This window comes from Streptomyces sp. NPDC023481 (genome assembly GCF_055560195.1).
On the sequence record NZ_JBVHJE010000002.1, the window covers coordinates 548811 to 571799 of the forward strand.

16 protein-coding genes are annotated in these 22989 nt (G+C 72.5%); 9 read left to right on the plus strand and 7 right to left on the minus strand.

The genetic code is table 11. From position 1 onward, the window contains the following. The first annotated feature begins 9 nt into the window (after positions 1-9). Both ACZ3ZD_RS06740 and ACZ3ZD_RS06745 read left to right on the plus strand, forming a co-directional pair. Positions 10-597, plus strand: a complete 588-nt coding sequence (locus tag ACZ3ZD_RS06740) for a TetR/AcrR family transcriptional regulator (protein ID WP_467394260.1) — start codon at positions 10-12, stop codon at positions 595-597. Positions 598-685: 88 nt separating this feature from the next. Next, complete coding sequence (locus tag ACZ3ZD_RS06745; RefSeq protein WP_467394262.1) at positions 686-1453, plus strand: SDR family NAD(P)-dependent oxidoreductase; 768 nt, start codon at positions 686-688, stop codon at positions 1451-1453. Positions 1454-1757: 304 nt separating this feature from the next. On the opposite strand, the gene ppdK is transcribed toward ACZ3ZD_RS06745, so the two are convergent. Together ppdK and ACZ3ZD_RS06755 are read right to left on the minus strand one after the other, a co-directional pair. Continuing rightward, positions 1758-4478, minus strand: a complete 2721-nt coding sequence (ppdK, locus tag ACZ3ZD_RS06750; RefSeq protein ID WP_467394264.1) for a pyruvate, phosphate dikinase — start codon at positions 4476-4478, stop codon at positions 1758-1760. Positions 4479-4897: 419 nt separating this feature from the next. Next, complete coding sequence (locus tag ACZ3ZD_RS06755) at positions 4898-6118, minus strand: ROK family transcriptional regulator (protein ID WP_467394266.1); 1221 nt, start codon at positions 6116-6118, stop codon at positions 4898-4900. A gap of 132 nt (positions 6119-6250) precedes the next feature. Between ACZ3ZD_RS06755 and ACZ3ZD_RS06760 the strand changes: the two genes are divergently transcribed. The 3 genes from ACZ3ZD_RS06760 to ACZ3ZD_RS06770 all read left to right on the plus strand — a co-directional run bounded on the left by ACZ3ZD_RS06760 (position 6251) and on the right by ACZ3ZD_RS06770 (position 11762). Next, positions 6251-7963 (plus strand): MGH1-like glycoside hydrolase domain-containing protein, encoded by a 1713-nt coding sequence (locus ACZ3ZD_RS06760; protein ID WP_467394268.1) that lies wholly within the window; start codon positions 6251-6253, stop codon positions 7961-7963. Then, positions 7960-9897, plus strand: coding sequence for an amylo-alpha-1,6-glucosidase (locus ACZ3ZD_RS06765; RefSeq protein WP_467394270.1), 1938 nt, complete (start codon positions 7960-7962; stop codon positions 9895-9897). Before ACZ3ZD_RS06760 ends, ACZ3ZD_RS06765 begins: the two co-directional genes overlap by 4 nt. A gap of 80 nt (positions 9898-9977) precedes the next feature. After that, the gene (locus ACZ3ZD_RS06770; RefSeq protein WP_467394272.1) at positions 9978-11762 is read left to right on the plus strand and encodes an alkaline phosphatase family protein; all 1785 of its coding nucleotides are present in this window, start codon (positions 9978-9980) and stop codon (positions 11760-11762) included. 89 nt (positions 11763-11851) lie between these two features. Here ACZ3ZD_RS06770 and dusB read toward each other — a convergent pair whose 3' ends face one another. Further along, on the minus strand, positions 11852-12985 hold the full coding sequence (dusB, locus tag ACZ3ZD_RS06775) for a tRNA dihydrouridine synthase DusB (protein WP_467394274.1): 1134 nt from the start codon (positions 12983-12985) through the stop codon (positions 11852-11854). Positions 12986-13126: 141 nt separating this feature from the next. On the opposite strand from dusB, the gene ACZ3ZD_RS06780 reads away from it, so the two are divergent. Further along, entirely contained in the window at positions 13127-14578 is a 1452-nt protein-coding gene (locus ACZ3ZD_RS06780; protein WP_467394276.1) for an MFS transporter, read from the plus strand. 92 nt (positions 14579-14670) lie between these two features. Here the strand turns inward: ACZ3ZD_RS06780 and ACZ3ZD_RS06785 are convergent, their stop codons facing one another. Continuing rightward, the gene (locus ACZ3ZD_RS06785) at positions 14671-15555 is read right to left on the minus strand and encodes a helix-turn-helix transcriptional regulator (RefSeq protein WP_467394278.1); all 885 of its coding nucleotides are present in this window, start codon (positions 15553-15555) and stop codon (positions 14671-14673) included. A gap of 175 nt (positions 15556-15730) precedes the next feature. Between ACZ3ZD_RS06785 and ACZ3ZD_RS06790 the strand changes: the two genes are divergently transcribed. Both ACZ3ZD_RS06790 and ACZ3ZD_RS06795 read left to right on the plus strand, forming a co-directional pair. Continuing rightward, positions 15731-17158 (plus strand): MFS transporter, encoded by a 1428-nt coding sequence (locus tag ACZ3ZD_RS06790; protein ID WP_467394280.1) that lies wholly within the window; start codon positions 15731-15733, stop codon positions 17156-17158. A gap of 128 nt (positions 17159-17286) precedes the next feature. After that, the gene (locus ACZ3ZD_RS06795) at positions 17287-18441 is read left to right on the plus strand and encodes a serine hydrolase domain-containing protein (protein ID WP_467394282.1); all 1155 of its coding nucleotides are present in this window, start codon (positions 17287-17289) and stop codon (positions 18439-18441) included. A gap of 69 nt (positions 18442-18510) precedes the next feature. Here ACZ3ZD_RS06795 and ACZ3ZD_RS06800 read toward each other — a convergent pair whose 3' ends face one another. Both ACZ3ZD_RS06800 and ACZ3ZD_RS06805 read right to left on the minus strand, forming a co-directional pair. After that, positions 18511-19110 carry a TetR/AcrR family transcriptional regulator gene (locus ACZ3ZD_RS06800; RefSeq protein ID WP_467394284.1) on the minus strand — a complete coding sequence of 200 codons (600 nt, stop codon included), beginning with the start codon at positions 19108-19110 and terminating at the stop codon, positions 18511-18513. A gap of 25 nt (positions 19111-19135) precedes the next feature. Next, a complete protein-coding gene (locus tag ACZ3ZD_RS06805; protein ID WP_467394286.1) occupies positions 19136-20146 on the minus strand; it encodes an aldo/keto reductase in 1011 nt (336 codons plus the stop codon). Positions 20147-20330: 184 nt separating this feature from the next. Here ACZ3ZD_RS06805 and ACZ3ZD_RS06810 point away from each other — a divergent pair, with 184 nt between their 5' ends. Further along, the gene (locus ACZ3ZD_RS06810; RefSeq protein WP_467394288.1) at positions 20331-21374 is read left to right on the plus strand and encodes a chitinase; all 1044 of its coding nucleotides are present in this window, start codon (positions 20331-20333) and stop codon (positions 21372-21374) included. Positions 21375-21459: 85 nt separating this feature from the next. Here the strand turns inward: ACZ3ZD_RS06810 and ACZ3ZD_RS06815 are convergent, their stop codons facing one another. After that, positions 21460-22842, minus strand: coding sequence for a glycine--tRNA ligase (locus tag ACZ3ZD_RS06815; protein WP_467394290.1), 1383 nt, complete (start codon positions 22840-22842; stop codon positions 21460-21462). Positions 22843-22989 lie beyond the last annotated feature (147 nt).

Below are 22989 nucleotides of genomic sequence, written 5' to 3' on the forward strand. Positions count from 1 at the left end.
CTCGGGCACGTGGCCAGGACCAAGGAATTCGACCCGGACGCCGCGCTGCAGTCAGCCCTGGAGCTGTTCTGGCAGCGCGGCTACGAGGCGACGTCGATGGCCGACCTGGTCGAGCACCTGGGCATCGGCAGGGCGAGTCTGTACGCGACCTTCGGCAGCAAGCACGAGCTGTACCTGAGGGCGCTGGACCGGTACGGGCAGGCGCAGAACCCGCGGCTGACGCGGGAGCTGTCCCCGTCCGGCCCGGTACTGCCGGCCGTGCGCGCGCTGGTGCGGCGGTTCGCGGCCGAGGCCGCCGCCGAGGCGACCCGGGAGCAGGGCTGCCTGGTCACCAACACCGCGGTCGAACTGGCCCCGCACGACCGGGACGCCGCCCGCCGGGTGGAGCACAGCTGGGACACCCTGGAGACCCTGCTGCACTCCGCCCTGGTGCGCGCCCGGGCGCAGGGCGAGCTGGCCGGGGACCGCGACCCCCTGGCCCTGGCCCGGCTGCTGCTGGTGCTGCTCCAGGGGCTGCGGGTGGTGGGCAAGGCGTCCGCGGACCCGGCGCGGGTGCGGGACGCGGCCGAGCAGGCCCTGACGCTGCTGGACACCTGAACACGGCGATACGGGGCGCGCTTCCGGCAGGAGGCGCGCTTTTCTCTCGCTTCATACTGAACCGATCGGTCAAGAAAAGGACCCCACCATGACGCACCGCTTCTCCGGCCGGACCGCCCTCGTCACCGGCGCCGGCTCCGGCATCGGCCGCGGGGTGGCGCTCGCCCTCGCCCGGGAGGGCGCCCAGGTCGTCGTCGCCGGGCGGCGCCGTGACCCGCTCGACGAGACCCTGGCGCTCATCGAAGCCCAGGGCGGCAAGGGGCTCGCCGTCACCGCCGACGTCTCCCGCGCGGACGACCTCGACGCCCTGGTGGCCGCCGCCGTGGACCGGTTCGGCTCGCTGGACGTGGCCGTGAACAACGCCGGGGTCCTGGCGGGCCGGGGGCAGGCGGTCGGCGACCTGGCCGAGGCGGACTGGCGCCGGATGCTCGACATCAACGTCACCGGTGTCCTCCTCGCCCTCCAGGCCGAGATCGCCCGGATGCGCACCCAGCCGAACGGCGGTGCGATCGTCAACATCGCCTCCCGGATCGGGGCGCACAGCCGGCTGCCCGGCACCGCCGGCTACGCCGTGAGCAAGGCGGCCGTCTCGGTCCTCACCCGCGCCGCCGCCCTCGACCACATCGCCGACGGAGTACGCATCAACGCCGTCAGCCCCGGCGCCACCGCCACCGACATGTCGTACGGCGACGGCGAAACCGAGGCCGGCCGAGCCGCGCGCATGCGCACGGAGGTACCGCTCGGCCGGGTCTCCACCGTCACGGAAGTGGCCGCCGCGGTCCTCTACCTGGCCTCGGACGACGCCGCGTCGGCGGTAGGCACGGACCTGGTCGTCGACGGGGGCTCGACGGCTTGATCCCCGCGCCCGGTGAGCCGGCCCGGGCCCGCCCTGACGCCTCGTACGGGAAGAGGCCCTGGGGCCGGTGCGGTGCGCAGACCCGGACATCGCCGGACCGCGCGGCGAGCCGGGGACGCAGACCACCGGGCCCCGGTGGAGGACGCCGGCGTCTTCGAGGCCGTCGAGGAGAGCGGGTGCCCCGGGCGGAACGCACACCAGGGGCGGCACCCCCGCACAGGGTGCCGCCCCATTCTTTCGTGTGCCGGGGCCGCGCCGATCGGTGAGGGTCGGGGACCGGCGGCGGCTCCGGGGTCCGGGTGGGTCAGCGGTGGTCGCTGCCCGCCGACTGGGTGGCCGCGCGGCCGGCCTCCAGGCGGGCGACCGGGATGCGGAACGGGGAGCAGGAGACGTAGTCCAGGCCCGCCTCGTGGAAGAAGTGGACCGACTCCGGGTCGCCGCCGTGCTCGCCGCAGACACCGAGCTTGAGGTCGGGGCGGGTGCGCCGGCCGGCCTCCGCGGCCGCCTTCACCAGGGAGCCGACGCCGTCCTTGTCGATCGTCTCGAACGGGCTGACGCCGAAGATGCCCTTCTCCAGGTACGCGGTGAAGAACGAGGCCTCCACGTCGTCCCGGCTGAAGCCCCACACCGTCTGGGTCAGGTCGTTCGTGCCGAAGGAGAAGAACTCCGCCGCCTCCGCGATCTGGCCCGCCGTCAGGGCGGCGCGCGGCAGCTCGATCATCGTGCCGATCGCCAGCTTGAGCTTCGTCCCGGTCGCCGCCTCGACCTCGGCGATGACCTGGTCCGCCTCCTCGCGGACGATCTCCAGCTCCTGGACCGTACCGACGAGCGGGATCATGATCTCGGCGCGCGGGTCGCCCTTCGCCGCCCTGCGCTCGGCCGCCGCCTCCGCGATCGCGCGGACCTGCATGGTGAACAGGCCGGGGATGACCAGGCCGAGGCGCACACCGCGCAGGCCCAGCATCGGGTTCTGCTCGTGCAGCCGGTGCACGGCCTGGAGCAGGCGCAGGTCGTTCTCGTGCGGCTCCTGCCGGGACTCGGCGAGGGCCACCCGGACGGAGAGTTCCGTGATGTCGGGGAGGAACTCGTGCAGCGGCGGGTCGAGCAGGCGGACGGTGACGGGCAGGCCGTCCATCGCCTCGAAGAGCTCGACGAAGTCCTTCTTCTGCAGGGGCAGCAGCTCCCGCAGGGCGGCCTCGCGCTCCTCCTCCGTGTCGGCGAGGATCAGCTTCTCGACCATCTCCCGGCGCTCGCCGAGGAACATGTGCTCGGTGCGGCACAGGCCGATGCCCTGGGCGCCGAAACGGCGGGCGCGCAGCGCGTCCTCGGCGTTGTCCGCGTTGGCGCGCACCCGCAGCCGGCGCTTGCGGTCGGCGAAGGCCATCATGCGGTGGACGGCCTCGACCAGTTCGTCGGCGTCGTCGGCGCCCGGGTGCATCCGGCCCTCGAAGTACTCCACCACCGGGGACGGGACGACCGGGACCTCGCCCAGGTAGACCTTGCCGGACGAGCCGTCGATGGAGATCAGGTCGCCCTCTTCCACGACGTGTCCGCCGGGGACCGTCATGCGGCGGCGCTTGGTGTCGACCTCCAGCTCCTCCGCGCCGCAGACACAGGTCTTGCCCATGCCCCGGGCGACGACGGCCGCGTGCGAGGTCTTGCCGCCGCGGGAGGTGAGGATGCCCTCGGCCGCGATCATGCCGTCGAGGTCGTCGGGGTTGGTCTCACGGCGGACCAGGATGACCTTCTCGCCCGAGCGGGACCACTTCACCGCCGTGTACGAGTCGAAGACCGCCTTGCCGACCGCCGCGCCCGGAGAGGCGGCGATGCCCCGGCCGACCTGCTCGATCCTGGCGCTGTCGTCGAAGCGCGGGAACATCAGCTGCGCCAGCTGGGCGCCGGTGACCCGCTGGAGAGCCTCCGTCTCGTCGATCAGGCCCTGGTCCACCAGCTGCGTCGCGATGCGGAAGGCGGCGCCGGCGGTGCGCTTGCCGACGCGGGTCTGGAGCATCCACAGCTGACCGCGCTCGATCGTGAACTCGATGTCGCAGAGATCCTTGTAGTGGTTCTCCAGCGTCTCCATGATCTGCATGAGCTGGTCGTACGACTTCTTGTCGATCCGCTCCAGCTCGGCGAGCGGGACGGTGTTGCGGATGCCCGCGACGACGTCCTCGCCCTGGGCGTTCTGCAGGTAGTCGCCGTAGACGCCCTGGTGGCCGGAGGCGGGGTCGCGGGTGAAGGCGACGCCGGTGCCGGAGTCGGGGCCGAGGTTGCCGAAGACCATGGAGCAGACGTTGACGGCCGTGCCGAGGTCGTGCGGGATGCGCTCCTGGCGGCGGTAGAGCTTGGCGCGCTCGCCGTTCCAGGAGTCGAAGACCGCCTTGATGGCGAGGTCCATCTGCTCGCGCGGGTCCTGCGGGAAGTCCCGGCCGGCCTCCGCCTTGACGATCTTCTTGAACCTGGTGACCAGCTTCTTCAGGTCGGCCGCGTCCAGTTCGGTGTCGACCGTGACCTTCTTGGCCTCCTTGGCCGCCTCGAGGGCCTCCTCGAACAGCTCGCCGTCGACGCCGAGGACGGTCTTGCCGAACATCTGGATAAGGCGGCGGTAGGAGTCCCACGCGAAGCGGTCGTCGCCGGCCTGCTTGGCCAGGCCCTGCACCGACTTGTCCGACAGGCCGATGTTGAGGACCGTGTCCATCATGCCGGGCATGGAGAACTTGGCGCCGGAGCGGACGGAGACCAGCAGCGGGTCGTCGGCCTGGCCGAGCTTCTTGCCCATCTTCGCTTCGAGGGCGTCGAGGTGTGCACTGACCTCGTCACGCAGTGCCGCGGGCTCCTCGCCGCTGTCCAGGTAGACCTTGCAGGCCTCCGTGGTGATCGTGAAGCCGGGAGGGACGGGGAGGCCGAGGTTGGTCATCTCGGCGAGATTGGCACCCTTGCCACCGAGAAGGTCCTTGAGGTCCTTGTTGCCCTCGGTGAAGTCGTAAACGAACTTCGCTACGTGGGGTTCTTTGTTTTCCGACACGGGTCTCGACTCCTTGAGGCCACGGTGGCTGCCCTGACGGGCAGGAACATACCCAGATCGAAGGTTCCTGGGTACGTCCACTTGACCGTCATGCGCCTGTAACCACCCGTCCGCCAGCGGATCGAAAGTCAAGGCTTGGCAAGCGAAGCCAGCCGTATGTTTTCACTTCTTGAACGCAACCGCGCCCACAGGTGCGGTTTTCCGCTCAGATGAGCGAAGGGATGCCACATCTGATTTCGATCGATGAACGATCACGGGGTGGCACCCAGTGCCACCCCTTGGAGAAGTGCAGTCGCGCTTGATCCGCTCATCTGAGCGCAACCCTTATCAAGGGTGGCGAGAATCACGCTGCCACAGAGTGCCCCGTTCCACCATGCGGACCCCCTGACGGACGCCGGCCGGCAGCGGAAACGGTCCCGTCACACGCCCATCTCGGACAGGCGTTCCTCCGCCCGCTCCGGCGCGTAGAGGTGCTCCACCACCAGCGCCCCGGCCCCGACCAGCCCCGCCCGGTCGCCCAGCCGGGAGGTGACGACGTCCAGGTGAGCGGTGGAGCGGGGCAGCGCCCGCTGGTAGAGCAGCTCGCGCACGCCGGTCAGGAACGGGGTGCCGGCCAGGTCGCCCGCGACCATCAGCACGCCCGGGTTGAGCAGCGTCACGACCGTCGCCAGTACGTCCCCGACCTGGCGCCCGGCCTCCCGGGCCAGCGCGGCGGCCCCCGGGTGGCCGGCGGCCAGCAGGTCCCGCACATCCGAGCCGGAGGCGGCCGGCACGCCGGACGCGGCCAGCCGCCGGGCCACGGCACCGCCGCTCGCGACGGCCGCGAGACAGCCGTACGACCCGCAGCGGCACAGCGCGTCTGCGCCGACCCGGATGTGCCCGATGTCACCGGCGCCGCCGTCGACGCCCCGGTAGATCGAGCCGTTCACGACCATCCCGGCGCCGATACCCGTGGACACCTTGACCAGCACGAAGGCCGCGCAGTCGGGGTGTCCGGTGCGCTGTTCGCCGTAGGCCATGAGATTGGCGTCGTTGTCGACCAGGACCGGGACCGCGGGGGCGCCGGTGTGCTCGGTGAAGGCGCGGGAGAGGCGGCCGCGTATGTCGTAGCCGTCCCAGCCCGGCATGATCGGCGGCTGCACCACCAGGCCGGTCTCGCTGTCCACCGGGCCCGGCACCGCGAGGCCGATCCCGCACACCTCCTCACCCGTGTGCCCGGCCTTGGTCAGCAGTTCGCCGAACCAGCGGCCCAGCTCGGCCAGGACGGCGTCCGGACCGTCCTCGACCACCAGCGTGCCGGCGTGCTCGGCGAGGATCTCGCCGGTCAGGGTGAGGACGGCCGCGCGGGCGTGCCGGGTGTCCAGGTCGGCGGCGAGGACCACCGCGTGGGAGCCGTCGAACTCCAGGGTGATGGAGGGGCGGCCGCCGAGCGGTGAGCCGACCGGGCCGCCGGCGCCCTCGCGCAGCCAGCCCGCGCGGAACAGCCGGTCCAGGCGCTGGCCGACGGTGGCCCGGGACAGCCCGGTGGCCTGCTGGAGCGCGCCCCGCGTCACGGCCCGTCCACTGCGCACCAGTTCGAGCAGATCGCCGGCTCCCGCCTGGCTCCCGCTCCGGCCGGTCCTTCCCGGACGTCCCGTCATGCGCACCCCCTTGTGTTCATCCAGCTTGCATTACATAGTGGGTTCTGCGTGTTAAATAGACGTAACCCTTCGATGGTCGCGGCCGGACCCGCCGGCATCGGCGTGCGGCCGGACGTCTTCGGGGAGCCCCGAGTGGATCGCACCGCGCAGCTCACTGCCCGTCCCGCCACCGCCCGTCCCGCGAGGAACGGGACCGCGTACGATCCACCGGCCGCCCCCACGGCCACGGCGTCGCTGCACGCCAGAGCGGCCGAGGTGCTGGAGGCGAACTGGACGGGCGGCTCGACGGTGCCGTCCCGGAACCTGTACCCGCACCAGTGGTCCTGGGACTCCGCGTTCATCGCCATCGGGCTGCGGCACGTCTCGCCGCTGCGGGCCCAGACCGAGCTGGAGACGCTGCTCGCCGCCCAGTGGGCCGACGGTCGCGTCCCGCACATCGTCTTCAACTCCTCCGTACCGCTCGACGCGTACTTCCCGAGCCCCGACTTCTGGCGCTCCTCCACCGCCGGGCGCGCCGCGGGCGCCCCGCGCACCGTACAGACCTCCGGGATCGTGCAGCCACCGGTGCACGCGCTCGCGGCCTGGCTGGTGCACCGCGCCGACCCCGGTCTGTCCGCGGCCCGCGGCTTCCTGGCCCGGGTCTATCCGCGGCTGGCCGCCTGGCACCGGTATCTGCTGCACCGGCGCGACCTGGGCGGCGGCGGCCTCGCCTGCGTGGTCCACCCCTGGGAGCAGGGCATGGACAACAGCCCCTGCTGGGACGCCCCGCTCGCCCGGATCACCCCGGCCCCGGCGCGCTCCTTCCGCCGCGCCGACCTCGACCACGGGGCGCCCGAGGACCGGCCGACGGACCTGGACTACGGGCGGTACGTGCGGCTGGCCGCGGACTACCGGGACGCCGGGTACGCCGACGGCGCGTCGGAGTTCGCCGTGGAGGACCCGGCGTTCAACGCCCTCCTCATCGTCTCCGAGCACGCCCTCGCCCGCATCGCCGAGGAACTGGGCGCCCCCGCCACCGCCCGCCGCGCCCGCGCGGAACGCCTGACGGCGGCACTGGTGACCCGCCTGTGGGACGAGGAGGCGGGCATGTTCCTGTGCGGGGACCTGCGGGGAGGGGATCCCCGCCCGGGAGACGACGGCCCGGGTGCGGGGGCTGGGCGGGGCCGCGGTGTGTCGGGCACCGGGGGCGCGCCGGGGCGCGGCGCCGGCGATCCTGGCCGGGCATGCGGGTGCGGCACGTCCGGCCCCGGCACGTCCGGCCACGCGTCCCACACCGCTTTACCCGCCACCCTCCACACCTCCGCCCCCGCCACCCTCCACACCTCCGCCCCCGCCCGCCGTCTCATCCCCGACCGCAGCGTCTCCGGGCTCGTCCCCTTGCTGGTGCCCGGGCTCCCCCGGGAGATCGTCGCCGCGCTGGTCCGTGCCCTGTGCGGGCCGCACTTCTCGGTCGGGGGGCGTACCCGGCTCGTGCCGAGTTACGACCTGCTCGGTGAGGCCTTCGACCCGCACCGCTACTGGCGGGGCCCGGCCTGGTTCAACACGAGCTGGCTGGTGGAGCGCGGGCTGCGCACGCACGGTGAGCGGGAGCGGGCCGACGCCCTGCGCGAGTCGGTGCTGGAACTGGCCGGCGCCACCGACTTCGCCGAGTACGTCGACCCGTACACCGGCGAGCCCTGCGGAGCCACCCGCTTCAGCTGGACGGCGGCCCTCGCGCTCGATCTGCTGCACCGGCGACCCACCCCGCCGGAGCGTCAAAAGCTGGACAAGAGCCCACAAAATGGCGCACCCCCCACGGACACCACACCGTTCGACTGGAGTGACAGAGGAGGGGACCGGGGATGACGGACCGGCATCATCTGCTCGTGCACGGCGCCACCTTCGCCGCCGTGGGCGACCATGGCGACATCAGCGGAGTGCGCGGCAGCGGCCCCCCGGACGGGTTGTTCGTCCGGGACGCCCGGCACCTCAGCCGCTGGCAGCTCACCGTCGACGGCGCGGTACCCGAGGTGCTCACCCCGGTGGCGGACGGCGACGAGACCCGCTGCGTGCTGGTCCCGCGCGGCGGCCGGCAAGAGCCCCCGGCGCACACCCTGTTCCGTGAACAGGCCGTCGGGGACGGCTCGTTCGTGGAGTCGGTGAAGGTGACCAGCAACCGGCCGGTGCCCACCACCGTCCGGCTCGCGCTCACCGTGGACGCCGACTTCACCGACCAGTTCGAACTCCGCTGCGACCACCGCACCTACCTCAAGTCCGGCGCCGTACGCTCCCGCGAAGTCCTCGACGACGGCATCGAGTTCAGCTACCGGCGCGCCGATTGGCGGTCCTGTACGACGATCACGGCCGACCCGGCGCCGGACGCCGTGGAGGAGACGGGCACCGGCGCCCGCCGCCTGGTGTGGACCCTCGACCTCGCTCCGCACGGGACGACCGAGCTGCTGCTGCGGGTGATCGCCCGCCCGCACGGCGAGAAGCGCGCCGTCCGCGTGCCCCGCGACCCCGCCGCCGTCCACGCGCAACTCCACGCCAGGGAAGCCGAGTTCATGGAGGGCGTGGCCTTCCCGACCGGCTGGCCGGAGCTGTCGGCGGCCTGCGCCCGGGGCCTGGCCGACCTGGCGGCGCTCCAGGTGCCGGCCACCGGACCGGACTGCGAGGAACTGCGCGTACCGGCGGCCGGCGCCCCCTGGTTCCTCACCCTGCTCGGCCGCGACGCGCTGCTCACCTCGCTGTTCACGCTGCCCTACCGCCCCCGGCCGGCCGCCGCCACCCTGCTCGCCCTGGCCGCCACCCAGGCCACCGACACCGGCGGCTCCCCGGTCGCCCAGCCCGGCAAGATCGTGCACGAGGTGCGGCACGGCGAGCTGGCCCACTTCGGCCAGGTGCCGTTCGCCCGCTACTACGGCTCGGTCGACGCCACCCCGCTGTTTCTGATCCTGCTCGGCGCGTACACCGAGCGGACCGGGGACACGGAGCTGCCCCGCCGGCTGGAGCCGCACGCCCGGGCCGCCATCGGCTGGATGCTCGACCACGGCGGCCTGACCTCGCGCGGCTATCTCGTCTACCGCGCCGACGAGGGCGGCCTCGCCAACCAGAACTGGAAGGACTCCCCCGGCGCGATCTGCTGCGCCGACGGCACCCGGCCCACCGGCGCGGTGATGGCGGCGGGCGCCCAGGGCTACGCGTACGACGCGCTGCGCCGCACGGCCGGGCTGGCGCGGACGGTGTGGGCCGACGAGACGTACGCCGCGCTGCTGGAGCAGGCGGCGGCCGACCTGCGGGACCGTTTCCAGCGGGACTTCTGGATGCGCGAGCGGTCCTTCCCGGCGCTGGCGCTGGACGGGCGGGGCCGGCAGATCGACGCGCTGGCCTCCGACGCCGGGCACCTGCTGTGGTCGGGGCTGCTGGACAAGGAGTACGGCGAGGTGGTGGGCCGGCGGCTGCTGGAGCCGGACTTCTTCTCCGGCTGGGGCGTGCGCACGCTGGCCTCGGGCCAGGCGGCGTACCACCCGCTGTCGTACCACCGGGGCTCGGTCTGGCCGCACGACAACGCGCTGATCGCCCTGGGGCTCGCGCGGTACGGCCTGCACGACGAGGCCCGTACGGTCGCCCACGCGCTGGTCGACGCGGCGACGATGGGCGGCCACCGGTTACCGGAGGTGCTGGCGGGGTACGAGCGTGCGCCGCACACGCCACCGGTGCCGTATCCGCACGCGTGCGGCCGGGAGGCGCGGTCCGCCGCCGCACCGCTCGCCCTGCTGACGGCGGTCGGGGGCGCCTGAGTTCGTACGGCCGGCCGTGTTGACCAGGTGTTTGCCCGGCCGGGGTGAACAGGGGCGCCCGGGGCGTCGTACGGGAGGGCATGAGTGCGCTCCAGTCAGCCGAGGACGCGGCCGAAGAGACCACCGAAGGCGCGGCCGCAGAGACCACCGAACCCGCCCCGCGTCCGTCCCGCCGCCCCCGGGCCGTCTGGTCCGCGTGGCGGCGGCGCCTGCGGGAACGGCATCCGGCCGCCGCCCGGTCCCTGTCCGTGAGCGTCACCGTGCTGGCCGCCCTGCTCGTGGTCGCCGCACTGGTGATGCCCAACACGGTGGTGCGGCTCGGGCCCGCGAAGTTCCTGCGGCTCCCGGCCGAGGCGGTCATCGGGGCGGCCGTGCTGCTGGCGCTCCCGCGGCGGCCCCGGGTGGTGGTGGCGGCCGTGTCCGGGGTGCTGCTCGGCGCCATGACCGTGCTGAACGCGTTCGACATGGGGTTCAACCAGTACCTGGGCCGTGATTTCAACGTCGTCCTGGACTGGAGCCTGTTCGGTGACGCGGAGTCGTACCTGGAGGACTCCCTCGGGCGTACGGCGACCCTCGCGGCCGTGGCCGGGGTGATCGCCGTGGTGCTGCTGCTCTTCGTGCTGCTGGCGCTGGCCATGGTCCGGCTGAGCGAGCTGCTCGCCCGCCATCCCGGCACCGCGACCCGCGCCACCCTGGTCGCCGGGGTCGTCTGGATCACCTGCTCCTCCCTCGGCCTGCAGATCGCCGGTGTGCCGATCGCCGCCGACCGGACCACGAGCGCGCTGAAGATCCAGGCCCGCCGGATCGCCGACACGCTGAGGGACGAGGCGGAGTTCCGGAAGGTGGCCCGGGTCGACGCGTTCGGGAACACGCCGGCCGGTCAGCTGGTGCCCGATCTGCGCGGCAAGGACGTGATCTTCACCTTCATCGAGAGCTACGGCCGCAGCGCGATCGAGGACCCGGTCATGGCGCCCGGCGTGGACCGGACGCTCGACGTGCGCACCAAGGCGCTGGCCAAGGCCGGCTTCCACGCCAAGAGCGGCTGGCTGACCTCGGCGACCTACGGCGGCAGCAGCTGGCTCGGCCACTCCACCACCATGTCCGGCCTGTGGATCAGCAACCAGCAGCGCTACCGCACGGTCATGGCCAGCGACCACCTCAGCCTCACGGACGCGTTCGAGAAGACCGGCGCGTTCGACACGGTCGGCGTCATGCCGGGCGTGCAGAAGGGGTGGCCGGAGCAGAAGTGGTACGGCCTGGAAAAGGTCTACAACGCCTTCCAACTCGGCTACCGGGGACCGAAGTTCAGCTGGTCGACGATGCCCGACCAGTACGCGCTCCAGCAGTACCAGGAGCGGGTGCACAGCAAGCCGGCGCCCGCCGGGAAGTCCCGCATGTCGCTGCTCATCCTGACCTCCAGCCACCAGCCGTGGGCGCCCATCCCGAAGATGGTGGACTGGGACCGGCTCGGCGACGGCTCGGTCTTCAAGGGCATCGAGGCGGCGGGCAACAAGGCGGCCGACGTCATCGCCGACACCACCCGGTCCCGCGAGGAGTACGGCAAGTCGATCCAGTACTCGGTGACCGCGCTGACCGAGTGGCTGGAGCGCTACGGCACGAAGGACACCGTGCTGGTCTTCCTCGGCGACCACCAGCCCATCTCCCGGGTCAGCGGCAACCACGCCAGCCGTGACGTGCCGGTGTCGGTCGTCGCCAAGGACCCCCGGATGCTCGACAAGATCGCCGACTGGAACTGGACGGACGGCCTCCGGCCGGCTCACGACGCCCCGGTCTGGAAGATGAGTTCCTTCCGGGACCGCTTCCTGACGGCCTACGGCTCGACTCCCCACCCGAAGAAGGGCTGACGGCCGGGGCCCTTACTGCCGAGCCGGCCGGGGCCCTGCCCCCCCCGAGCCGGCCGGGCGGGGGCGGGGCCCTTCGCGCCGGGCGGCGGTCAGCCGCCCGAGGTGTCCAGCTCGGCTTCCTCGGTGACCCCGGCGCAGTCGTACGGATCCTTCAGCCACCCGTCCGGCAGCACGACCCGGTTGTTCCCGGACGTACGGCCCCGGGGCCCCTCCGCCCCGACCGGCCACGGCTGGTCCAGGTCCAGCTCGTCCAGCCCGGCCCGCAGCTCCTGAAGGGACGAGGTGACCGCCAGCCGCTTGCGCATCTCGGAACCGACCGCGAAGCCCTTCAGGTACCAGGCGACGTGCTTGCGGAAGTCGACCACGCCCTTGGACTCGTCGCCGATCCACTCACCGAGCAGCGTGGCGTGCCGCACCATCACGTCGGCGACCTCCCGCAGCGAGGGCCGTACGACGTCCTGGAGCCGCCCCTCGAACGCGGCGACCAGGTCCGCGAACAGCCACGGCCGCCCCAGGCAGCCGCGCCCCACCACGACACCGTCGCAGCCGGTCTCCCGCACCATCCGCAGCGCGTCCTCGGCCGACCAGATGTCGCCGTTGCCGAGCACGGGGATCTCCGGCACGTGCTCCTTCAGCCGGGCGATGGCGTCCCAGTCGGCGGTGCCGCCGTAGTGCTGGGCGGCCGTACGACCGTGCAGGGCGATGGCCGTCACCCCCTCCTCGACGGCGATCCGGCCGGCGTCGAGGAAGGTGATGTGGTCGTCGTCGATGCCCTTGCGCATCTTCATGGTCACCGGCAGGTCGCCGGCGCCGGAGACCGCCTCGCGCAGGATCGCCCGCAGCAGGTTCCGCTTGTACGGCAGCGCGGACCCGCCGCCCTTGCGCGTCACCTTCGGCACCGGGCAGCCGAAGTTCAGGTCGATGTGGTCGGCCAGGTCCTCCTCCGCGATCATGCGGACGGCCTTGCCGACGGTCGCGGGGTCGACGCCGTACAGCTGGATCGAACGCGGCCGCTCGCTCGCGTCGAACCTGATCAGCTGCATGGTCTTCTCGTTGCGTTCGACCAGCGCCCGGGTGGTGATCATCTCGCTGACGAACAGCCCCTTGCCGCCGCTGAACTCCCGGCACAGGGTGCGGAAGGGCGCGTTCGTGATACCCGCCATGGGTGCGAGCACGACGGGCGGTGTCACGGCGTGCGGGCCGATGGAGAGCGGGTGGGTCATCGTCAGGGCTCCGGAGCGGATGGACGGCACAGGGACACGGAACAGGGCTCCATTGTCCCCCACCCGGCGGGCCGCCCGCCCCGAGCCCATGTACGGGTCATTAGTTAGACGCACTATTGATTACGGCGTACGATGGAACGCATGCCAGAGCTGAGCCCTCGCCGACGCCTGCTCGTGCTCGCGACCTGCTGCATGAGCCTGCTGATCGTCAGCCTCGACAACACCGCCCTGAACGTGGCGCTGCCCTCCATGCAGCGCGATCTGCACGCCGACACCTCGGGCCTGCAGTGGACGATCGACGCGTACACGCTCGTCCTGGCCTCGCTGCTGATGCTCGCGGGCTCCACGGCCGACCGCATCGGACGCAAACGCGTCTTCATGACGGGGCTGGTGGTGTTCACGGTCGGCTCGGCCCTGTGCTCCCTGGCCCCGAACCTGGAACTGCTGATCGTGTTCCGCATGGTCCAGGCGGTGGGCGGTTCGATGCTCAACCCGGTCGCCATGTCGATCATCACCAACACCTTCACCGACCCCCGGGAACGCGCCCGTGCGATCGGCGTGTGGGGGGCGGTGGTCGGCATCTCCATGGCGGCGGGCCCGCTGGTCGGCGGGCTGCTGGTGCAGTCGGTGAGCTGGCGCTCCATCTTCTGGGTCAACCTCCCGGTCGGCCTGGCGGCCCTCCTGCTCACCCTCCGCTTCGTCCCGGAGTCCCGCGCGCCGCGGGCCCGCCGCCCCGACCCGGTGGGCCAGCTGCTGGTGATCGTCCTGTTCGGCGCGCTGACGTACGCGATCATCGAGGCGCCGGCCTCGGGCGCCGGCCCGGTCGCGCCGTTCGCCGCGCTCGCCGTGGCCGCCCTGCTGGCCCTGCTCCGGTACGAGCCCCGGCGCGCGGAACCCCTCATCGACCTGCGGTTCTTCCGCTCGGCCCCGTTCAGCGGCGCCACGGTGATAGCGATCAGCGCGTTCGCGGCGCTGGGCGGCTTCCTGTTCCTGTCCACCCTGTACCTGCAGAACGTGCGCGGCCTCGACGCCCTGCACGCGGGCCTGTGGATGCTGCCGATGGCCGCGCCGACGTTCCTGTGCGCCCCGCTCTCCGGCCGCCTGGTCGGCAGCCGCGGCCCCCGTCTGCCGCTGCTGGTGGCGGGTACGGCGATGACCGCGAGCGGTGTCCTGTTCGCCGTGTTCGAGGCGGAGACGTCCAACTCCACGCTCCTCCTCGGCTACGTCCTCTTCGGTGTCGGCTTCGGCTTCGTGAACGCGCCGATCACCAACACGGCGGTCTCGGGCATGCCCCGCGCCCAGGCCGGCGTCGCCGCCGCCGTCGCCTCCACCAGCCGGCAGCTGGGCCAGACCCTCGGCGTCGCGGTGGTCGGCGCGGTCCTGGCCTCCGGCATCGGCTCCTCCCCCTACCGCCACACCTTCGTCCCGGCCGCCCGCCCCGGCTGGTGGATCCTCACCGCCTGCGGCGCGGCCGTCCTCCTCCTCGGCCTCCTCACCAGCGGCCACTGGGCCCGCAGAACGGCCGAGACCACCGCCGCGAGCCTGCGGTCCCCGGAGATCCTGGAGCCGGTGGGGAGCGGGGAGCGGGCGTAGCGGGCGCGAGTGAACGGGGCGGCCGTGGAGGTGCTGATCCGGGGATGCACCGAAGTCCGGAGAAGCGGGGTCCGTGCCGAGTACGCCGAGCGTCAGGCCGGCGCCGCCGCGCACGCCAGCTCGTACAACCGGTCCAGTCGTTCCCGGGTTTCCGGGTTCATCGGGGTGTAGGTCACCATCCGGGCGCCTGCCGCGGGGCCCAGCCAGAGGTCCGTGTGTTCCAGGGTGAGCAGGCCGACGTGGGGGTTGAGGAACTCCTTGGTCTTGGAGCGGGCGGCGACCACCTCGTAGCGCCGCCAGTTCTCGCGGAACGCCGGGGACTCCTCCAGCCGTTTCAGGAGCATCTTCCAGGCGGGCTCGCCCAGATGGCCGGCCAGGGAGGCGCGGAGCCGGGCGGCCATCAGCCGCTGGGTCTGTTCCAGGTGGACGACCGCCGCCTGCCACTCCTCGCTGGTGTGGACGAGGAGCATGCAGTTGCGGTCCTCGGGCGGGACGGCGTCCAGGTCGCCGAGGAGGCGGCCGTAGGTGCGGTTGTAGGCGAGGATGTCGTACCGGCTGTTCTGGATGCAGGCCGGGATCGGTTCCAGCCGGGTCAGCATCTCGCGCAGCGCGGGTGTGATGGTGGGGCAGTTCGCGGCCGGGGTCGGGTCGGTCGCGCCGGCCAGCTGGAAGAGGTGGGCGCGTTCGCCGGCGTCGAGGCGCAGGGCGCGGGCGAGGGCGTCCAGGACCTGCACGGAGACCTGGATGTCGCGGGCCTGTTCCAGCCAGGTGTACCAGGTGACGCCGACCGCGGAGAGCTGGGCGACCTCCTCGCGGCGCAGCCCGGGCGTGCGGCGGCGGGCCCCGCGCGGCAGGCCCACCTGCTCCGGTGTGATGCGCTCCCGCCTGCTGCGCAGGAAGGCGGCCAGCTCGTGCCGGCGGATCTCCGCCCCCCGGGTCGGCTGCGGCCGGGTGGTCTCCTGGGCCGTGGTCGTCATGGGCCCAGGGTGCCGCCTCGGGCCGCCCGTTTCCAGGTGCTCCCACTACCAGGATGACGGCGGCCCACCACCAGGCTGAGCCGCTGCGGGGCCTCCGATCCTGTTGCCGGGTACTTCCGCTACCGGGATGAGAAGACTCTGGTACCCCTCTGGGCGGTCCCGCAGGCTCGGGGCCATGAGTGAAACCGTCACCGCCCCTGCCGTACGGCCGACGGCCGCGCCGCCCGCGCTCGGCGGCCCCGGGCTGTTCACCGTCCTGCTCGCCGCGGCGCTGCCGCTGGTCGACTTCTTCATCGTCAACGTGGCCCTGCCGACCATCGGCGCCGATCTCGACGCGGGCGAGGCCGTGCTGGAACTGGTCGTCGCCGGGTACGGCGTCGCGTACGCCGTGCTGCTCGTGCTCGGCGGGCGGCTCGGGGACCTGTTCGGGCGCCGTCGGCTGTTCCTCGGCGGCATGGCCGCGTTCGGGCTCACCTCGCTGGCCTGCGGACTCGCACCCGGCGCCGGAATGCTGGTCGCGGCCCGGATCGCGCAGGGCGCCTCGGCAGCCGCGATGCTGCCGCAGGTCCTCGCCACCATCCAGGCCGCCACGAGTGGCGCGCGCCGGGCGAAGGCCATGAGCCTGTACGGCGCCACGGCCGGCCTGGCCATGGTGGTCGGGCAGATCCTCGGCGGGGTGCTGGTGGCCGCCGACGTCGCCGGGACCGGATGGCGGGCGATCTTCCTCGTCAACGTGCCGGTGGTCGTGCCGGGCCTGGTCCTCGGCGCGCGGTACGTGCCGGAGACCCGGTCGCAGCACCCGGAACCGGTGGACGGCCCCGGCACGGTGCTGCTCGCGGTGTCCCTGCTGACGCTGCTCGCGCCGCTCACCGAGGGCCGGGCCGCCGGCTGGCCGCTGTGGACCTGGCTGTCGCTGGCCGCGTTCCCGTTCGCGGTGACCGCGTTCTGGCTGGTGGAGCGGCGGGCGGACCGGTCCGGGCGGACGCCGTTGGTGCCGCCGAGCCTGCTCCGCGTGCCGTCCATGCGGCACGGTCTGGTGCTGCTGCTGCCGTTCTCCATGGGCTTCAGCGGGTTCATGTTCGTGATCGCGCTGGCGTTGCAGCAGGGCGCCGGGCTCGGTCCGGTGCCGGCCGGGCTGGCGCTCGCGCCGATGGCCGTGACGTACCTGCTCGTCTCCCTGGCCGGACCCCGGCTGGTCACGCGCCACGGCACCCGGGTGGTCACCGCCGGGGCCGGGGTCCAGGGGGTAGGCCTGCTGCTGATCCTGCTGGCCGCCTGGCGGGACTGGCCGCACCTGGACGTCGTCTCCCTGCTGCCGGGCGCGGCCGTGGCCGGTGCCGGTCAGGCGCTGCAACTGCCCAACGTGATGCGGATCGTGCTGTCCGAGGTGCCGGCGGCCCGCGCCGGAGTCGGCGGCGGGGTGATGGTCACCACCCAGCAGTCGGCGCTCGCCCTGGGCGTGGCCACGCTGGGCACCCTGTACCTGACCCTAGTGCCCCACCTCGGCATGCGGGACGCGCTGGTCGGGGCGCTGCTGGTGCAACTCGCCGGTCCGGTGCTGACCGGCCTGCTGAGCCTGCGGCTGCCCCGGACGGTCGGCTGAGCGCGGAGGGTGGCGGTTCGGGGACCGATGAGTTCCGGTGGCGGCCGGAGTCGTCACAGCAGAGCCACGGAGCGGCAGTACCCCTCTGCGACCGCCCCACCCCGACCGCCGAACGGAAGGCCCAGACCATGACCGCACTGCACGAGACGCTGCGCCGGTACGTCGAGGACGGGAGCGTGCCCGGCGCGGTGGCCCTGGTCGCCCGCGGGGACGACGTGGAGGTGGTGGCCGTCGGTCACCACGCCGTCGGTCCGCACGGCACGGCCGGTTCCGCGCCCATGGCCCGGGACTCCCTGTTCCGGATCGCCTCGCTGACCAAGCCGGTGACGGCGGCGGCGCTGCTGATGCTGGTGGAGGACGGCCGGCTGGCCCTGACGGACCCGGTGGAGCGGTGGCTGCCGGAGCTGGCGAAGCCGCTGGTGGTCCGCACCCCGTCCGCGCCGGTGGACGACGTGGTCCCCGCGGACCGGCCGATCACGGTCGAGGACCTGCTCACCTCGCGCACCGGCTGGGGCTTCCCGTCGGACTTCTCGCTGCCCGCCGTGCAGGCGCTGTTCGAGGTGCAGAAGGACGGCCGGGCCCCGCACGCCTACCCGGCGCCGGACGTCTGGCTCGCCGACCTGGCCCGGGTGCCGCTGCTGTACCAGCCGGGCGAGGCGTGGCTGTACGGCACCTCGTCCGACCTCCAGGGTGTGCTGGTCGCGCGGGTGTCGGGCCGTACCCTCCCGGAGTTCCTGGCGGAGCGGGTCTTCGAGCCGCTGGGCATGCGCGACACCGGGTTCATGGTGCCGGCGGCGAAGCGGGAGAGGTTCACCTCGTACTACCGGCGGGGCGCCGACCGGACGCTGGAGCTCGCGGACGCCCCGGACGGCGACTGGAGCCGGGTGCCCGCGTTCCCGTCGGGCGGCGGGGGACTCGCGTCCACGGCCGACGACTACGCGCGCTTCGCGCGGATGGTGCTGGCCGGCGGCGAGGCGGGGGGCCGCCGGCTGCTCTCGCCGGCCTCCGTGAGCCGGATGACGAGCAACCATCTCGGCGCCCGCCAGCGGGAGATCGGCCGGCTGTTCCTGGAGGGGCAGGGCTGGGGGTACGGCGCCCAGGTGGACATCGCCCCGGCCGAGCCGTGGAACGTGCCCGGCCGCTACGGCTGGGTCGGCGGCACCGGCACCACCGCGCACCTCGTCCCGGCCACCGGCGGCATCGCGATCCTGCTCACGCAGGTGGCCATGGCCGACCCGCGACCGACCCCGCTGATGCGGGCGTTCTGGCGGGCCACGGCGTGAGGCCGGCGCCCGCGGCCCCGTCCAGAGCCCCGTCCGCAGCCACAGCGCCGTCCACAGCCACAGCCGCCGTCACCGGGCAGCCGCGCCGAGGCCCCGGGTCAGCAGGTCCACGACCGCCGTGAACTCCTCCTCGATGCCCGGGCTTTGCCACTCGCGGGCGTAACAGGGGTCGTGGAAGCGGCCGGTGGCCTGGAAGACGGCCCGGGCGGCGGTGGCCGGGTCGGTCACCCGGAAGGCGCCCGTCTCCGCCCCGGCGGCGATGATCAGGGTGAGCTGGCCGGTGAGGTCGGCTATGTGCTCGGAGACCACGCCGCCGAGCTCCTCGACCAGCACGGTGTAGGTGGCGAACAGCTCGGGATCGTCGCCGGCCTTGTGCCGCTTCGCGGCGAACAGGGCGGCGAGCCAGTCCCGCAGCCGCTGCTCCGGTGACCGGTCCTCGGCGCCGACGATCCCGGCGAGCCGCTGCGAGGTCCGGTCCAGCCAGCGCTTGGTGACCGCCTCGCGCAGCGCCGCCTTGGTACGGAAGTGCCGGTAGACGCTGCCGTGGCTGACGCCGAGCGCGCGGGCCACGTCGACCACGGTGGCCTTGGCCGGGCCGTGGCGGCGCAGCACCTCCTCGGTGGCTTCGAGGATGCGCTCGGCGGTCAGGATCTCGCTGGTCGGTGGCATGCCTAGACGGTACCCGGCGCGCCGGTCACCGCTCGCTGTCGAGCATGGCCATCTGTTCCGCCGCGTACCGCTCGCCGGCCGCCGCGTCCGCCGGTACGGCGCTCTCGACGGCGGCGAGGTCGTCCGCGTCCAGCGTCACGTCCAGGGCGCCGAGGGCCTCGCCGAGCCGCTCGCGGGTGCGGGCGCCGACCAGCGGCACGATGTCCTCGCCCCGGGAGAGCACCCAGGCGATGGCGATCTGCGCGACCGTGACGCCCTTCTGTTCGGCGATCTTGCGCAGGGCCTCGACGAGCGTGAGGTTGTGCTGGAGGTTCTCGCCCTGGAAGCGGGGCGAGTGGGCGCGGAAGTCGTTCGCGGCGTACTGCCGGCCGGCCGTGACGTGGCCGGAGATCAGGCCGCGCGAGAGCACGCCGTACGCGGTGACGGCGATGCCCAGTTCGCGCAGGGTGGGCAGGATCTCCCGCTCGGGGCCGCGGGAGATGAGCGCGTACTCGATCTGGAGGTCGGCGATCGGGGCGGTGGCGGCGGCCCGGCGGATGGTGCCGGCGCCGACCTCGCTGAGGCCGATGTGCCGGACCCAGCCCTTCTCGACCAGTTCGGCGATCGCGCCGACGGTCTCCTCGATCGGCACGTCCGGGTCGAGCCGGGCCGGGCGGTAGACGTCGATGTGGTCGACGCCGAGGCGCTGCAGGGAGTACGCGGCGAAGTTCTTCACGGCCGCCGGGCGCCCGTCGAAGCCGGACCAGCCGCCGCCCGGGTCGCGCAGGGCGCCGAACTTCACGCTGACCAGCGCGTTGTCGCGGGCGCCTGCCGGGGCGGTGCGCAGCGCCTCGGCGATCAGCAGTTCGTTGTGGCCCATGCCGTAGAAGTCGCCGGTGTCGAGCAGGGTCACGCCGGCCTCCAGGGCGGCGTGCACGGTGGCGATCGACTCGGCGCGGTCCGCCTCGCCGTACATGCCGGACATGCCCATGCAGCCGAGGCCGAGGGCGGAGACCTGGGGGCCGGTGGTGCCGAGGTTCCTGGTTCGCATCGTCATGGCTCCACTGTGACATGACAGCTGACAGATTTCAATATCTGTCATTCCATTCTTGTTATTGCCGCCACCGGCCACCCGCGCTGAACAGATTGGTCCAGACCTCTTGACGGAAGGTCTGGACCAGCGCACTGTCATGGCTACGACACCCCGCCGACCCCTCACCGCACCCACCGGGAGGCCCCGCATGGTCAGACGCCTGCTCGCCGCCGCGCTCACCGCGGCTTTCCTCGTCCCCCTCGGCATCGCCACCGCGCCCGCCGCCTCCGCCGCCGACACCTGTGCGGTGAAGTCACGCCCGGCGGGCAAGGTGCTCCAGGGCTACTGGGAGAACTGGGACGGTTCCGCCAACGGCGTCCACCCGCCCTTCGGCTGGACGCCGATCACCGACCCCCGCATCGCCGCGCACGGCTACAACGTGATCGACGCGGCCTTCCCGGTGATCCGCTCCGACGGGACCGCGCTGTGGGAGGACGGCATGGACACCGGCGTGAAGGTGGCCACGCCCGCCGAGATGTGCGCGGCCAAGGCGTCCGGCCAGACGATCCTGCTGTCCATCGGCGGCGCGGCGGCCGGCATCGACCTGTCGTCGTCCGCCGTGGCCGACCGGTTCGTGGCCACGATCGTGCCGATCCTGAAGCAGTACAACTTCGACGGCATCGACATAGACATCGAGACCGGCCTGGTGGGCAGCGGGAACATCGCCCAACTCTCCACGTCCCAGGCGAACCTGGTCCGCATCATCGACGGGATCCTGGCCCGGATGCCGGCCGGCTTCGGCCTGACGATGGCCCCGGAGACCGCGTACGTCACCGGCGGCAGCGTCACCTACGGCTCGATCTGGGGCGCCTATCTGCCGATCGTCAAGAAGTACGCGGACAACGGCCGCCTGTGGTGGCTGAACATGCAGTACTACAACGGCAGCATGTACGGCTGCTCCGGTGACTCCTACCAGGCCGGCACGGTCCAGGGCTTCACCGCGCAGACCGACTGCCTCGACAAGGGGCTGGTGGTGCAGGGCACGACGATCAGGGTGCCGTACGACAGGCAGGTGCCCGGTCTGCCCGCGCAGCCCGGCGCCGGCGGCGGATACATGGCGCCGTCGCTGGTCTCCCAGGCCTGGAGGCACTACGGCACGTCGCTCAAGGGCCTGATGACGTGGTCGATCAACTGGGACGGCGCGAAGAACTGGACCTTCGGCGACAACGTCAGGGCGCTCCAGGGCCGCTGACAGCGAGAACGCCCGCCCTCCAGCCGACCGGGTCGGGTGGAGGGCGGGCGCGTGCCCGGGTCCGGGGGCGGTGCCCCCGGGGAGGTCAGCAGCCGACGAGGCGCTGGGCCAGGTAGCCCTCGATCTGGTCCAGCGAGACCCGCTCCTGCTTCATCGAGTCGCGCTCGCGCACGGTCACCGCGTTGTCGTCCAGCGTGTCGAAGTCGACGGTCACGCAGAACGGCGTACCGATCTCGTCCTGACGGCGGTAGCGGCGGCCGATGGCGCCGGCGTCGTCGAACTCGATGTTCCAGTTCTGCCGCAGCGCCTGGGCGAGGCCCTTGGCCTTCGGGGACAGCTCCGGGTTGCGGGACAGCGGGAGCACGGCGACCTTCACCGGGGCGAGGCGGTGGTCGAGGCGCAGCACGGTCCGCTTCTCCATCTTGCCCTTGGCGTTGGGCGCCTCGTCCTCGACGTAGGCGTCGAGCAGGAAGGCCAGCATCGCGCGGCCGACACCGGCCGCGGGCTCGATGACGTACGGCGTCCAGCGCTCGCCGGCCTCCTGGTCGTAGAAGGAGAGGTCCTGGCCGGAGGCCTTGGCGTGGGCGGAGAGGTCGTAGTCGGTGCGGTTGGCGACGCCCTCCAGCTCGCCCCACTCCGAGCCGCCGAACTGGAAGCGGTACTCGATGTCGGCGGTGCGCTTGGAGTAGTGGGAGAGCTTCTCCTTGGGGTGCTCGTACCAGCGCATGTTCTCCTCACGCAGGCCGAGGCCCCGGTACCAGTTCCAGCGCTGCTCCATCCAGTATTCCTGCCACTGCTCGTCCTCGCCGGGCTTGACGAAGAACTCCATCTCCATCTGCTCGAACTCGCGGGTGCGGAAGATGAAGTTGCCCGGCGTGATCTCGTTGCGGAACGACTTGCCCATCTGGGCGATGCCGAACGGCGGCTTGCGGCGCGAAGTGGTCTGCACCTGGGCGAAGTTGGTGAAGATGCCCTGGGCGGTCTCGGGGCGCAGGTAGGCGACGGAGCCGGAGTCCTGGGTGGGGCCGAGGTGGGTGGAGAGCAGACCGGAGAACTGCTTGGGCTCGGTGAACTGGCCCTTGTTGCCACAGTTGGGGCAGTTGACGTCCGCAAGGCCGTTCGCCGGGGCGTGGCCCTTCTTCTCCTCGTACGCCTCCTCCAGGTGGTCGGCGCGGAACCGCTTGTGGCACGAGGTGCACTCGGTCAGCGGGTCGGTGAAGGTGGCGACGTGGCCGGAGGCGACCCAGACCTCGGAGGCCAGGATCACGGACGAGTCGATACCGACGACGTCCTCGCGCGAGGTCACCATGTAGCGCCACCACTGGCGCTTGAGGTTCTCCTTGAGCTCGACACCCAGCGGTCCGTAGTCCCAGGCGGCACGCTGTCCGCCGTAGATCTCACTGCAGGGGAAAACGAAGCCACGGCGCTTGCTCAGGCTGACGATGGTGTCGATCTTGTCGGCGGCCACGGTGCTCTCTTCATTACGACGACGGGCGTTGAAGCGAGATGCTTCCAGCGAATGATTCAGGTTACCGGCGCAGCCTCCCCCACGACCAAATCGGCCCCTGCCAAGACCATCTGGTGAGCGTTGTTGACAACGGTTTCCATATTTGTT